General features: G+C 40.5%; 11 protein-coding genes and 1 riboswitch. Of the genes, 9 read left to right on the forward strand and 2 right to left on the reverse strand.

The window, feature by feature from the left end:
• Positions 1-292: 292 nt before the first annotated feature.
• The 5 genes from MK385_RS07010 to MK385_RS07030 all read left to right on the forward strand — a co-directional run bounded on the left by MK385_RS07010 (position 293) and on the right by MK385_RS07030 (position 6,777).
• Complete coding sequence (locus MK385_RS07010; RefSeq protein ID WP_268725658.1) at positions 293-2,272, forward strand: peptide ABC transporter substrate-binding protein; 1,980 nt, start codon at positions 293-295, stop codon at positions 2,270-2,272.
• Between the two features lie 66 nt (positions 2,273-2,338).
• Positions 2,339-3,835, forward strand: coding sequence for an ABC transporter permease (locus tag MK385_RS07015; protein ID WP_000759894.1), 1,497 nt, complete (start codon positions 2,339-2,341; stop codon positions 3,833-3,835).
• On the forward strand, positions 3,835-4,761 hold the full coding sequence (gene oppC, locus MK385_RS07020; protein ID WP_000103692.1) for an oligopeptide ABC transporter permease OppC: 927 nt from the start codon (positions 3,835-3,837) through the stop codon (positions 4,759-4,761). Before MK385_RS07015 ends, oppC begins: the two co-directional genes overlap by 1 nt.
• 8 nt (positions 4,762-4,769) lie before the next feature.
• Positions 4,770-5,837: an ABC transporter ATP-binding protein gene (locus MK385_RS07025; protein ID WP_033629312.1), complete on the forward strand. Its 1,068-nt coding sequence runs from the start codon at positions 4,770-4,772 to the stop codon at positions 5,835-5,837.
• Positions 5,838-5,847: 10 nt separating this feature from the next.
• Positions 5,848-6,777 carry an ATP-binding cassette domain-containing protein gene (locus MK385_RS07030; RefSeq protein WP_001291308.1) on the forward strand — a complete coding sequence of 310 codons (930 nt, stop codon included), beginning with the start codon at positions 5,848-5,850 and terminating at the stop codon, positions 6,775-6,777.
• Between the two features lie 88 nt (positions 6,778-6,865).
• On the opposite strand, the gene MK385_RS07035 is transcribed toward MK385_RS07030, so the two are convergent.
• Entirely contained in the window at positions 6,866-8,305 is a 1,440-nt protein-coding gene (locus MK385_RS07035; RefSeq protein WP_001043426.1) for a TrkH family potassium uptake protein, read from the reverse strand.
• A gap of 3 nt (positions 8,306-8,308) precedes the next feature.
• Complete coding sequence (trkA, locus tag MK385_RS07040) at positions 8,309-9,658, reverse strand: Trk system potassium transporter TrkA (RefSeq protein WP_139658308.1); 1,350 nt, start codon at positions 9,656-9,658, stop codon at positions 8,309-8,311.
• A 399-nt stretch (positions 9,659-10,057) separates the two neighbouring features.
• Between trkA and MK385_RS07045 the strand changes: the two genes are divergently transcribed.
• The 4 genes from MK385_RS07045 to MK385_RS07060 all read left to right on the forward strand — a co-directional run bounded on the left by MK385_RS07045 (position 10,058) and on the right by MK385_RS07060 (position 12,623).
• Positions 10,058-10,561, forward strand: coding sequence for a tRNA (cytidine(34)-2'-O)-methyltransferase (locus tag MK385_RS07045; protein ID WP_268725659.1), 504 nt, complete (start codon positions 10,058-10,060; stop codon positions 10,559-10,561).
• Between the two features lie 40 nt (positions 10,562-10,601).
• Positions 10,602-10,819, forward strand: a riboswitch (FMN riboswitch).
• Positions 10,820-10,972: 153 nt separating this feature from the next.
• Complete coding sequence (locus MK385_RS07050) at positions 10,973-11,536, forward strand: ECF transporter S component (RefSeq protein ID WP_268725660.1); 564 nt, start codon at positions 10,973-10,975, stop codon at positions 11,534-11,536.
• Positions 11,526-12,176, forward strand: a complete 651-nt coding sequence (locus MK385_RS07055) for a phosphatase PAP2 family protein (protein WP_268725661.1) — start codon at positions 11,526-11,528, stop codon at positions 12,174-12,176. The genes MK385_RS07050 and MK385_RS07055 overlap by 11 nt, the downstream gene beginning before the upstream one ends.
• Before the next feature lie 27 nt (positions 12,177-12,203).
• A complete protein-coding gene (locus MK385_RS07060; RefSeq protein WP_000867350.1) occupies positions 12,204-12,623 on the forward strand; it encodes a hypothetical protein in 420 nt (139 codons plus the stop codon).
• Positions 12,624-12,774 lie beyond the last annotated feature (151 nt).

Here is a 12,774-nt window from a genome sequence, read left to right on the forward strand (position 1 = left end):
TTTATTATTATACCTTGAAAATCATTTCCCGTCAATAGTTTCTTATTCTAAAATCCAATTTAGGAAAACAGATGATGATCGAAGAAGTGAGAAAAAGCTTGTAAAAATCCCTTTCTAAAGAAGATCAGACTAGAAAGTATTTCTTGCAGAAACAAACAAAGAATGCAGAAATTTTGACAAATAGAAGTTTTTTGAGGAAATGCGCCAAAATATTCTGAAAATTCGTTTACTTTTTAAAAAATATATGTTATAATTTCCAATAAGCCTAAATTTTTCAAGAGGAGTTAAAAACATGAAAAAAAGTAGAGTATTTGTTGCAGCAGGTGTTGCTTTATTAGCGGCAGGAGTACTAGCTGCTTGTGGTTCTTCAAAATCATCTGATTCAACAGCGCCAAAAAATTATGGCTATGTTTATACAGCTGACCCAGAAACGTTGGATTACCTCATTTCAGGGAAACAAAGTACTAAGGTCGCCACTTCAAATGGTATCGATGGTCTTTTCACAAACGACAAGTATGGGAATTTAGTTCCTGCAGTTGCAGAAGACTGGTCAGTTTCAAAAGATGGTTTGACTTATACCTACAAGATTCGTAAAGGTGTCAAATGGATGACATCTGATGGCGAAGAGTATGCTGAAGTAACAGCCAAAGACTTTGTAAATGGTTTGAAACACGCAGCTGACAATAAATCAGCAGCTAAGTATCTAGCAGAAGATTCAGTTAAAGGTCTAGATGACTATATAGCTGGAAACAATAAAGATTTTGCTTCAGTCGGTGTAAAAGCAGTTGATGATTACACCCTTGAATACACTTTGAACAAACCAGAACCATACTGGAACTCTAAGCTGGCCTACTCAATCTTCTGGCCATTGAACGAAGAATTTGAAAAATCAAAAGGATCTGATTTTGGTAAAGCGACTGACCCTACATCATTGCTTTACAATGGACCATTCTTGCTGAGAGGTTTGACTGCTAAGTCATCTATCGAATTTGTGAAGAATGAAAACTATTGGGACAAAGACAATGTTCATCTTGATAAAGTAACACTTGCTTACTATGATGGTTCAGATCAAGAATCAATTGAACGTAACTTTACAAGTGGGGCTTATAGCTATGCCCGTCTCTTCCCAACAAGTTCAAACTACTCTAAGGTAGAAGAAACTTACAAAGACAATATTTACTACACTCCATCAGGTCCAGGTATTGGTGGTTTGGGTGTAAATATTGACCGTCAAGGTTACAAATACACTTCTAAGACAACTGATGAAGAGAAGACTTCTACTAAGAAAGCCCTTCTTAACAAGGACTTCCGTCAGGCTTTGAACTTTGCCTTTGACCGTACTTCTTACTCAGCACAAATTAATGGTAAGGAAGGTGCTCCTCTTGCAGTTCGTAACCTCTTTGTGAAACCAGACTTTGTCTCTGCAGGCGAAAAAACTTTCGGTGACTTGGTAACTGAAAAGATGGCGGCTTACGGTGATGAATGGAAGAATGTAAACTTTGCGGATGGTCAAGATGGACTTTTCAACGCCGATAAAGCCAAAGCCGAATTTGCCAAAGCTAAAACAGCATTGGAAGCAGAAGGTGTGAAATTCCCTATCCACTTGGATATCCCAGTAGACCAAACATCTAAAAACTATATTGCACGTATTCAATCCTTCAAACAATCCGTTGAAACAGTACTTGGAGAAGAAAACGTAGTCATCGATATCCAACAAATCACTACAGATGAACTACAGAATATTACATACTACGCAGCTAGCGCAGCGGCAGAAGATTGGGATCTCTCAGGTGCTGTTGGATGGAACCCTGACTATGAAGATCCATCAACTTACCTTGATATCTTGAAAACAACGAATGCTGAACAAACAAAAACCTATATGGGTTACGAAGGTGCAGATAATGCTGCAGCGGCTCAAGTTGGTTTGAAAGAATACGATAAGCTAGTTGATGAAGCAGGAAAAGAAACAAGCGACTTGAATGTTCGTTATGAAAAATACGCGGCTGCTCAAGCTTGGTTGACAGATAGTTCACTCTTCTTGCCAGCTATGTCATCAAGTGGTGCTGCACCAATCATTTCTCGTGTTGTACCATTCACAGCATCTTACAGTCAATCTGGAGATAAGGGATCAGACGTATACTTCAAGTATATTCAGTTACAAGATAAGGTTGTAACAAAAGCTGATTATGAACAAGCTCGTGAAAAATGGCTCAAAGAGAAAAAAGAATCAAACGAAAAAGTTCAAAAAGAATTGGCTAATCACGTTAAATAAATAACTCTCAAGAGAACTTTCTCTCCATGAGGAGAAGGTTCTTTTGGGATTTTAAAAGGAAACGATATGAAGAAATATATTTTTATGCGTGTACTGCGTTCATTGTTGTCTATTTTCTTGGTGACAACTTTGACTTACACAATTATTTATACGATGGTTCCTCGGAAATTGATTTTCAAGCAGGATACCAACTATAACAAGATTGCAACGACGCCAGATAAACGGGACAATTATGAAAATACCGTTTATGAGCGGATGGGCTATATCGAGTACTACGATACCAAAGAGTTGCAAGAAAGAGCTAGCACGATGGATTCATCTGTAACAGTAGATGCCAATGATACAAATAAGGCGATCTATGAAAAATACATCAACCAACTAGGAAATGGTTGGACGTTAGGTGTATTCTCAGAAAGTGGTCAATTCTATGCTACGCGTGAAATTCCAATTTTTGAACGTGTTTTCAAATTCTATTCCAACTTGATTGATATTGATCATCCAAACAAGATTCAAGATCCTGAAAATCCAAACTTGCAACGTTATCTTCGTTTTGAAAATGACCCTGCTATCGGTTGGTCATTGGTTGGTTCAGGTACAAAACACAAATACCTTTTGTATTTCAACAATCAATTCCCATTTGTACACCAAAACTTTGTGAACATTAACTTGGGGGACTCTTACCCAACTTATGCAAACACACCAGTGCTTCAAGTTATCACACAAGGTCAGGGACAAACTAAGACATCAGAAGTTCAATTCCCTACAGGTAAAAAGACTTCGTCTGTAGATATTTACTCTCGTACCTACAAATCTCCAAGTCAAGCAGATGCGCGTGAAGTAGCCAACTATGGTAAAGATGATCCATATACAGCTACAGAAAGCAATTATCAATACCCATCAATGATCGCAAGCTCAGCGGTTGCTGGTTTGATTGGTTTGATTATTTCGTATGCGATTGCGATTCCACTTGGATCTGCTATGGCTCGCCACAAGAATACTTGGATTGATAGCTTCTCGACAGGTGCTCTAACCTTCTTGCTTGCACTTCCAACGATTGCCTTGGTTTACATCGTGCGTTTGATTGGATCATCAATTGGTCTGCCTGACTCATTCCCTATCTTGGGGGCTGGAGATTGGCGTTCTTATGTCTTACCAGCAGTTATTCTAGGTTTGTTGGGTGCGCCAAGTACAGCTATCTGGATTCGTCGTTACATGATCGACTTGCAATCTCAGGACTTCGTTCGTTTTGCTCGTGCAAAAGGTTTGTCTGAAAAAGAAATTTCAAATAAACACATCTTTAAAAATGCCATGGTTCCTTTGGTTTCAGGTATTCCTGGTGCCGTAATCGGGGTTATCGGTGGTGCAACATTGACAGAAACAGTCTTCGCTTTCCCAGGTATGGGTAAAATGTTGATTGACTCTGTTAAGGCATCAAACAACTCAATGGTAGTTGGTCTTGTCTTCATCTTCACGTGTATTTCTATCTTCTCACTCTTTGTAGGAGATATCTGGATGACCATGCTTGACCCACGTATTAAATTGACAGAGAAAGGAGGCAAATAATGTCAACAATTGATAAAGAAAAATTTCAGTTCGTAAAACGTGACGATTTTGCCTCTGAAACAATTGATGCTCCTGCCTATTCATACTGGGGTTCTGTATTTAGACAATTTCTAAAGAAAAAATCAACCGTCTTTATGCTAGGAATTTTGGTTGCCATTATCTTGATGAGCTTTATTTACCCAATGTTCTCCGATTTTGATTTCAACGATGTAAGTAAGGTCAATGACTTTAGTGCTCGTTTTATCAAGCCCAATGCTGAACATTGGTTTGGTACAGATAGCAATGGTAAATCCTTGTTTGATGGGGTTTGGTTTGGTGCGCGTAATTCAATTCTTATCTCTGTAATTGCCACTTTTATCAACCTTGTAATTGGGGTTATTGTTGGTGGAATCTGGGGAATTTCAAAATCTGTTGACCGTGTCATGATGGAAGTTTATAACATTATTTCAAACATTCCATCTCTCTTGATTGTCATTGTCTTGACTTACTCAATCGGTGCTGGTTTCTGGAATCTGATTTTTGCCATGAGTGTGACAACTTGGATTGGGATTGCTTATATGATTCGTATCCAAATCATGCGTTACCGTGACTTGGAATACAACCTTGCTTCTCAAACACTTGGAACACCAACCTTTAAAATCATCGTTAAAAATATCATGCCACAATTGGTATCTGTTATTGTTTCTACGATGACCTTGATGTTGCCAAGCTTCATCTCTTATGAAGCCTTCCTTTCCTTCTTTGGATTGGGATTGCCTGTAACAGTGCCAAGTCTGGGACGCTTGATCTCAGATTACTCACAAAACGTTACGACCAACGCTTACTTGTTCTGGATTCCATTGACAACCTTGATCTTGGTGTCTCTTTCTCTCTTCGTTGTTGGTCAAAACCTAGCGGATGCTAGTGATCCACGTACACATAGATAGGAGTAGACATGACAAAAGAAAGTAATGTAATTTTGACTGCTCGTGATATTGTCGTGGAATTTGACGTTCGTGACAAAGTTCTGACGGCTATCCGAGGAGTTTCTCTGGACCTGATTGAAGGAGAAGTTCTTGCCTTGGTAGGTGAGTCCGGTTCCGGTAAATCTGTTTTAACAAAAACCTTTACAGGGATGTTAGAAGACAATGGACGTATTGCCCAAGGAAGCATCGACTATCGTGGACAAGACTTGACCGCTCTTACTTCTAACAAGGAATGGGAGAAGATTCGTGGTGCTAAAATTGCGACCATCTTCCAAGATCCTATGACAAGTTTGGACCCAATCAATACAATCGGTAGCCAAATCACTGAAGTTATCGTTAAACACCAAGGGAAAACAGCTAAGGAAGCCAAAGAGATGGCAATCGACTATATGAACAAGGTCGGAATCCCAGATGCTGAAAAACGTTTTGAAGAGTATCCTTTCCAATATTCTGGAGGGATGCGCCAACGTATCGTTATTGCGATTGCCCTTGCCTGTCGTCCAGATATCTTGATCTGTGACGAGCCAACAACGGCTCTTGATGTAACCATTCAAGCACAAATCATTGATTTGCTTAAAACCTTGCAAAATGAGTACCACTTTACCATTATCTTTATCACCCATGACCTTGGTGTGGTAGCAAGTATTGCGGATAAGGTAGCGGTTATGTATGCTGGTGAAATTGTAGAATACGGTACTGTTGAGGAAGTCTTCTACGATCCACGTCATCCATATACTTGGAGTCTCTTGTCTAGCTTGCCTCAGCTTGCTGACGATAAAGGGGAATTGTACTCTATCCCTGGAACACCACCGTCTCTTTATACTGAGTTGAAAGGTGATGCCTTTGCCCTTCGTTCAGATTATGCGATGCAAATTGACTTTGAACAGAAAGCACCTCAGTTTTCAGTTAGTGATACCCATTGGGCTAAGACTTGGTTGCTTCATGAGAATGCTCCTAAAGTTGAAAAACCTGGAGTCATTGCAGATTTGCATGACAAGATTCGTGATAAAATGGGCTTTGCTCATCTAGAAGACTAGGAGGAAGGAAATGTCTGAAAAATTAGTAGAAATTAAAGATTTAGAAATTTCCTTCGGTGAAGGAAGTAAGAAGTTTGTCGCGGTTAAAAACGCCAACTTCTTTATCAACAAGGGAGAAACTTTCTCTCTTGTTGGTGAGTCTGGTAGTGGGAAAACAACGATTGGTCGTGCCATTATTGGTTTAAATAATACTAGTAAAGGTGAGATCATCTTTGATGGTCATAAGATTAATGGAAAAAAATCTCATAAGGAATCATCAGACTTGATCCGTCGTATCCAGATGATTTTCCAGGACCCTGCAGCTAGCTTGAATGAGCGTGCGACAGTTGACTATATCATCTCTGAAGGTCTTTACAACTACCACTTGTTTAAAGATGAAGAGGATCGAAAAGAAAAAGTTCAAAAGATGATTCATGAAGTTGGACTTTTGAAAGAACACTTGACCCGTTATCCACATGAGTTTTCTGGTGGTCAGCGCCAGCGTATCGGGATTGCCCGTGCCCTTGTGATGGAACCTGATTTCGTTATTGCGGATGAACCAATTTCAGCCTTGGACGTATCAGTGCGTGCGCAAGTCTTAAACTTGCTCAAGAAGTTCCAAAAAGAGTTGGGCTTGACCTATCTCTTTATCGCGCATGACTTGTCAGTTGTTCGCTTTATCTCAGATCGTATCGCGGTTATCTATAAGGGAGTTATTGTCGAAGTGGCGGAGACAGAGGAGTTGTTTAACAATCCTGTTCACCCATACACTCAAGCACTTCTATCTGCTGTACCGATTCCAGATCCAATCTTGGAACGCAAGAAGGTCTTGAAAGTTTACGATCCTGACCAACATGACTATGAGACCGACAAGCCATCTATGGTAGAAATTCGTCCAGGTCACTATGTTTGGGCCAATCAAGCAGAACTTGCTCGTTACAAGAAAGCTCTTAAAGAATAAACAAATTAGGAGAGGACCGAAAGGTCTTCTCCTTTTTAATAGAAAAATTCCCCTTCTACGAACTTGTAAAAGGGGGATTGTATTATCATTAGCGTTTAGACCAAGTGCGTTTCATAAAGAGTAGCAAAATGGGGTATATCTCTAAGCGACCTGCAATCATTGCAAAGGAGAGGAGGATTTTAGAGATAGGACTAAAGATGGCAAAACTCGAGGTTGTACCTAGAATAGGTCCGATATTGTTAAAACAGCTGAAGACCGCACTGGTCACGACTAGAAAATCATTGCTATCAAGACTGACGATAAAGATGAGAGAGAGAATAATCATCATATAGATAGCAAAATATTTAAGAATCTTGTGCTGGGTATCCTTATCAATCACAGTTTTATTGACGTGTAGAGTCAAAACACGGTGAGGGGATAAGGTGGACAAAATCTGATTTTTTGCGATTTTAGAGAGGATAAGTCCTCTGATCACCTTAAGACCACCTGCAGTTGAGCCAGCTGATCCACCGATTCCCATGAGGAAGAGGAGGATAAATTGGGAGAAGAGGGGCCAGTTGGTAATATCTCCGTAACCAAAACCTGTTGTCGTGATGATATTGGAAACCTGGAAGAAGGCCATTTCAACACTCTTAGAGACACCTTGATAGAGGTGGAGTGTATTAAGCGTAATCAAGCCTGTAGAAACTAGGACAATGATGATATATGCTCGTAGTTCTTCATCTCCCAAGAAAGCCTTAACCCGACGGAGCATGAGGTAGTAGTAGAGATTGAAGTTAACTCCAAAAACCAGAACTCCGATACTAACTAGATAGGTGATGAGCGAGCTACCATAGTGGGCAATTCCGTCGTTATAGACGGTAAAGCCCCCAGTTCCTGCCGTTCCCATAGCGATGACAAAACTATCATAGAGAGGCATGCCTGCTAGATAGTAGATAACCACAAAAAGGGAGAAGAGAGCCAGATAAAGCAGATAGAGAATCTGGGCAGTGTTTTTTAGCTTGGATACGACCTTGCCAAAGACAGGTCCAGGGACCTCAGCCTTCATCACCTCCAAGTGGCTATTCTTGGCATTGTCCATAATGGCAAGTGCAAAGACGAGTACCCCCATCCCTCCGATCAAGTGGGTGAAACTTCGCCAGAAGAGGAGGGAACGAGTGAGAACGGAAACATCGTTCAGAATAGTTGCTCCTGTAGTCGTAAATCCAGAACTGATTTCAAAGAAGGCATCGATGACGCTGGGGATTTGTCCTGAAAAGACAAAGGGGAGGCCGCCAAAGAAAGACCATAAAATCCAACAGAGGGCAACAATTAAGACCCCTTCCTTGGCATAAATCCGTTGATTTTTCGGTTTCCGTAAAACGCCTAGACCACCGAGAAGGACTAAAATGCCAATCGTAGAAAAGAGAGCGATAAATACTTGATTGGATTCTTGGTAATAGATCGCTACACTAACAGGGACTAGGAGAAGAACAGCCTCAATCAAGAGAAGTTTTGAGAGGAGGTAACGAATCATACTTTTATTCATTTTTTACCTCTCAATCAAATCATAGATTTTGGTGATATTTGGCAATAAGGTCGTCACGAGTAACTTGTCTCCCACCTCAAGCATATCCTCTCCAGTAGGGAAAATTGTTTTTCCTTTTCGGATAATGGCTGCGATGAGAACCCCTTTTTTTAATTTCAACTGTGATAGAGGTTTGGCAGTCATTTTATTAGCTTCCTTGATTTGGAATTGGAGAGTTTCAATTTGACCATTTGCGAGATGGTGCATGGCTTGAAGATCTGAATACTGAGCGTTTACTCGACCACGGATAAAGTGCATAATGGTATCCACTGCGATGCTTTTTGGTGTGATAATACTTGAAAAATCAGGCGCGTGGATAATCTCTAAAAGGCTTGTTCGGTTGACCTTGGTGATATTCTTATGGACACCAACTCGGTCAAGAAACATAGAGGTGATGATATTTTCCTCATCAACCCCAGTCAAGGTTGCGACTGCATCATAGTGGGGAGCACTTTCTTCCAGTAAAATGTCTTTTGCAGTTCCATCTCCTTGGACAATATAGAGATTGGGGAACTTTTCGCTGAAGAAACGAGCTCTTTCAGGATTGATCTCGATGACCTTGGTATCAATGCGACTGTCTTTTAAAATGCCGAGTAGATAATAAGCAATCTTTCCAGCTCCGACGATAAGCAAGCTTTTCACTGCACGAGATTTAAAATAGTTATGGAAAAGCATCATATCTACACGATTTCCCGTAACAAAAATCCTATCCTTGTCTTGAATAATAACATCACCGCTTGGAATCATCAGTTGATGATCTCTCTCCATGGCACAGACAATGACATTCCCAAACTTTTTACGGAAGTCTGAGATTGGCATTTGACAAAGACCGCTAGAATCCTTGACAACAAATTCCATGAGACTGACCCGACCTCCAGCAAATCGTTCGACAGAGAGGGCGTTAGGGAAATCAATGATATTTGAGATCGCACGCGCTGCCAGGAGCTCTGGATTAACAATAAGTGAAAATCCAAGAATATTTTTCTCTTTAAAATAGGCATTAGAGTATTCAGGATTTCGTACCCGAACGATGGTTTCTTTAGCCCCCATTTTTTTAGCAAGTACCGCTGAAATCATATTCACTTCATCGTGTTCGGTTAGAGCAATAAAGATATCGCACTCTTGAACACTGGCTTGCTCCAAGATGGCAAAGTCAGCACCATTTCCAAGGAGACCTATGATATCATAGCGACTGACAATGTGATTGAGGACAGCCTCATCTTGTTCGATGAGGACAACGTCATGGTTTTCTGCAACCAGTGAACGACAGAGGGCGAAACCAACTTTCCCTCCACCAACAAGGACAATTTTCATATAAAAAACCTACTTTTTCATGATGTAACTATCATACCCTTTTTTAGCAAAAAATGCACTTACTAAGGCGATTTTTAGGGGAAGAAAGGCTTTTTTCAAGTTTTGAAGATACATTTGTTTAACTTCTATGACAATGTCTCTGATTTGAAGTAATTTGGCTCTTTTACCATACCTTTTCAGAAAGGAATGACCAAACATGAAAATATCATCAAAAAAAGTAAAAAAATCAAGTCGTTTCTATTGACAATGATTCTGAAAGTGTTATACTAAGGAAGTAGTTTCGCTGATTTACTTCAAACCTGTTGTGAGGTAAGTTAACGATGCCTTAACCACGCTGTTTGCTGAGCTTGACTCCGGGCAGTGTGGCTATTTTTTTGCAATGATAAAAGGAAACCCGTAATGACAAATCACATTGTATTATTCGAACCTCAGATTCCACAAAATACAGGTAACATTGCGCGTACTTGCGCTGCGACCGATTCTCCCCTCCACATCATCAAACCGATGGGATTTCCGATTGATGACCGCAAGATGAAGCGAGCTGGTTTGGACTACTGGGATAAGCTTGAGATTTATTTTTATGACAGTTTGGAAGATTTCATGTCTCAGATGAAGGGTAAACTCTATCTGATTTCAAAATTTGCGGAAAAGGTCTATTCTGAAGCAGATTTATCGACGGACGAGGACTATTATTTTCTCTTTGGACGTGAAGACAAGGGCTTGCCTGAGGACTTTATGCGGGAGCATCCTGAGAAGGCTCTCCGTATTCCTATGAATGATGAACACGTCCGCAGTCTCAATGTTTCGAATACCGTCTGCATGATTGTTTATGAAGCCCTCCGCCAGCAGAACTTTGCAGGTCTTGAGCTTGTTCACACCTATGAAGCAGATAAATTGAAATAAACAAAATGCTTGCACTTGCAAGCGTTTTTTGTTATGATAAAGGGGTCTTCAGGGCTGGGTGAGATTCCCGACCGGCGGTGACTTTAACTAGATATTTTGGCTTACTCTTCGTTGTCTTGTCTCGATATACTCAAGTATTATCTTCGACTGCGACGCCTAGATTAATCCAAAATATCTTAGTTAAAGAAGTCCGCGAGCGCAAGCTGATGTGGTGCGATTCCACAACCGACAGTATAGTCTGGATGGGAGAAGACGAAAGAATAGCTTTGTCTGTTCTGATGAGTATATAGATGAATTGCAACCGCTTGCTCAAAAGAGTGAGGGGGAACTTTTGGGATATAAAAAGTGAGAATAGATAGAGGAATCCTTTCCAACTTCTTCTGATTTTATAGAAAATTGGAGGAACCTGTTATGACAAACACACGTCGAATTTCGACCATTGCGATTTTATCAGCCATTTCATTTGTGCTGATGTACTTTGACTTTCCGCTCTTGCCAGCGGCAACCTTCCTCAAGATCGAGTTTAGTATCTTGCCAGTCCTTGTAGGCTTGGTGGTCATGGATTTGCCAGCTGCTCTAGGAATTCTCTTGATGCGCTCACTCTTGAAGTTACTTCTGAATAGCCAAGGAGTGAACACCTACATTGGTTTGCCAATGAATGTCGTAGCTCTGGGAGTTTTTGTCATCGTATTTGCTATGATTTGGAAAAAGGAACGCAGCACCCTTCGTTTCCTACTAGGCTCTCTAGCTGGGACTATTGGTTTGACTGTGGCAATGTTGGTTCTCAACTATGTCTATGCGGTTCCTTTGTACGCGCAGTTTGCCAACTTTGATATTAGAGAAATTATAGGACTTTCTAACTACTTGATGACTATGGTTTTACCTTTTAACCTGATTGAAGGTTTAATCTTTGCTGTTTCATTCTGGTTGTTATACGTCCTCTTGAAACCAACCTTAAAACATTATGAGAGATAAACAAACATTTTTAATGAAGGGCAGTTTTGCCCTTTTACTTTTCGTCCTTCTTGGCTATATGGTTAAGTTCTATCCTGAAACGCTGGTCGGTTTTGATCAACCGATTCAGACTGCTCTTCGTGGGGACTTGCCAGATTATTTGACAGTTCTGTTCCGAGCCATCACACGCCTGATTGATATCCCAGTGATTATCACCTGGGTTGCCATCTCAGCCGTTATCTTTTATCGTAAGCAGTGGAAGATAGAAAGCTACTTCATGGCGGGCAATCTAGCCTTAGCCGGTTTTTTAATCGTGACCTTTAAAAATATTTACCAGCGCCCACGACCAGCTATCTTACATTTAGTCGAGGAGAAGGGATTTTCCTTCCCAAGTGGGCATTCTCTGGCTGTAACTTTGATGGTAGGCACTCTGATTGTCATCCTCAGCCAACGAATTAAAGATCCAGTCTGGAGAAAAATCGTACAAATCGTGCTAGGGTTCTACCTAGTCAGTGTACTGGTATCAAGGGTCTATCTGGGAGTTCACTATCCATCAGACGTCCTTGCCAGTCTCTGTGTAGGCTTGGGAGTCCTGTTTATCGAATTTCCCTTCTACGACAAACTTCGCTTCCAATGGCGATTTAAAGGCAAGCAGAAGTGAGCATCAAATTCCTTTGAGGAAAAAGAAATGAAAGTCAATATAACAGATCTCCATCCGACTCAACTATACTTATCAGAAAAGAAGTTACAAGATATCCAGATGCTTTATCAGTCGGTAGAAATAATCAATGTTGCTCCAATCAGTGTTCTTGCATTCGGAGACTGCTTGTTGATTACAGACGGGCATCACAGGGCTTATCAGGCTTTATTGGCAGGTAGGGATACGATTTCTGCTGAGTGGGATAGAGATGGTGGCGATGAACTGTATTATCTCTATGCGCAAGCTTGTGAGGAAAGAAAGATTTACTCTGTTCTGGATTTAAAAAATCATATCGTATCTCAAGATGAGTATGAAGCAAAATGGTATAACTGGTGTGATGGTTTTAATCAAGCAGCAACTCTTTTATTAAAAAGGAAAGCAGGTGAAACAGATCCTACAAATAGGTAATGCATTGTGTCTTGTTCCTTTTTATATTGAAATTAGTCTAATCTAACTTGTTTTTTAACTAAAAATCTGATAAACTAAGTAGTAATTGAATAGGAATCCGCAAGACTAGTAACTCAAGGGAAGTATATCAGGGAGGAGAGCCGTGACTGCA

The sequence above is a fragment of the Streptococcus oralis genome, assembly GCF_026782125.1.
Classification (GTDB): Bacteria; Bacillota; Bacilli; order Lactobacillales; family Streptococcaceae; genus Streptococcus; species Streptococcus oralis_CE.

Bases quoted from the DNA above. Each gene is read 5' to 3' on its own strand.
- MK385_RS07010 (WP_268725658.1), top strand. From the start codon at position 293: ATGAAAAAAAGTAGAGTATTTGTTGCAGCAGGTGTTGCTTTATTAGCG.
- MK385_RS07060 (WP_000867350.1), top strand. From the start codon at position 12,204: ATGAAAGTCAATATAACAGATCTCCATCCGACTCAACTATACTTATCA.
- MK385_RS07045 (WP_268725659.1), top strand. From the start codon at position 10,058: ATGACAAATCACATTGTATTATTCGAACCTCAGATTCCACAAAATACA.
- oppC (WP_000103692.1), top strand. From the start codon at position 3,835: ATGTCAACAATTGATAAAGAAAAATTTCAGTTCGTAAAACGTGACGAT.
- MK385_RS07025 (WP_033629312.1), top strand. From the start codon at position 4,770: ATGACAAAAGAAAGTAATGTAATTTTGACTGCTCGTGATATTGTCGTG.
- MK385_RS07055 (WP_268725661.1), top strand. From the start codon at position 11,526: ATGAGAGATAAACAAACATTTTTAATGAAGGGCAGTTTTGCCCTTTTA.
- trkA (WP_139658308.1), bottom strand. From the start codon at position 9,658: ATGAAAATTGTCCTTGTTGGTGGAGGGAAAGTTGGTTTCGCCCTCTGT.
- MK385_RS07035 (WP_001043426.1), bottom strand. From the start codon at position 8,305: ATGAATAAAAGTATGATTCGTTACCTCCTCTCAAAACTTCTCTTGATT.
- MK385_RS07050 (WP_268725660.1), top strand. From the start codon at position 10,973: ATGACAAACACACGTCGAATTTCGACCATTGCGATTTTATCAGCCATT.
- MK385_RS07015 (WP_000759894.1), top strand. From the start codon at position 2,339: ATGAAGAAATATATTTTTATGCGTGTACTGCGTTCATTGTTGTCTATT.
- MK385_RS07030 (WP_001291308.1), top strand. From the start codon at position 5,848: ATGTCTGAAAAATTAGTAGAAATTAAAGATTTAGAAATTTCCTTCGGT.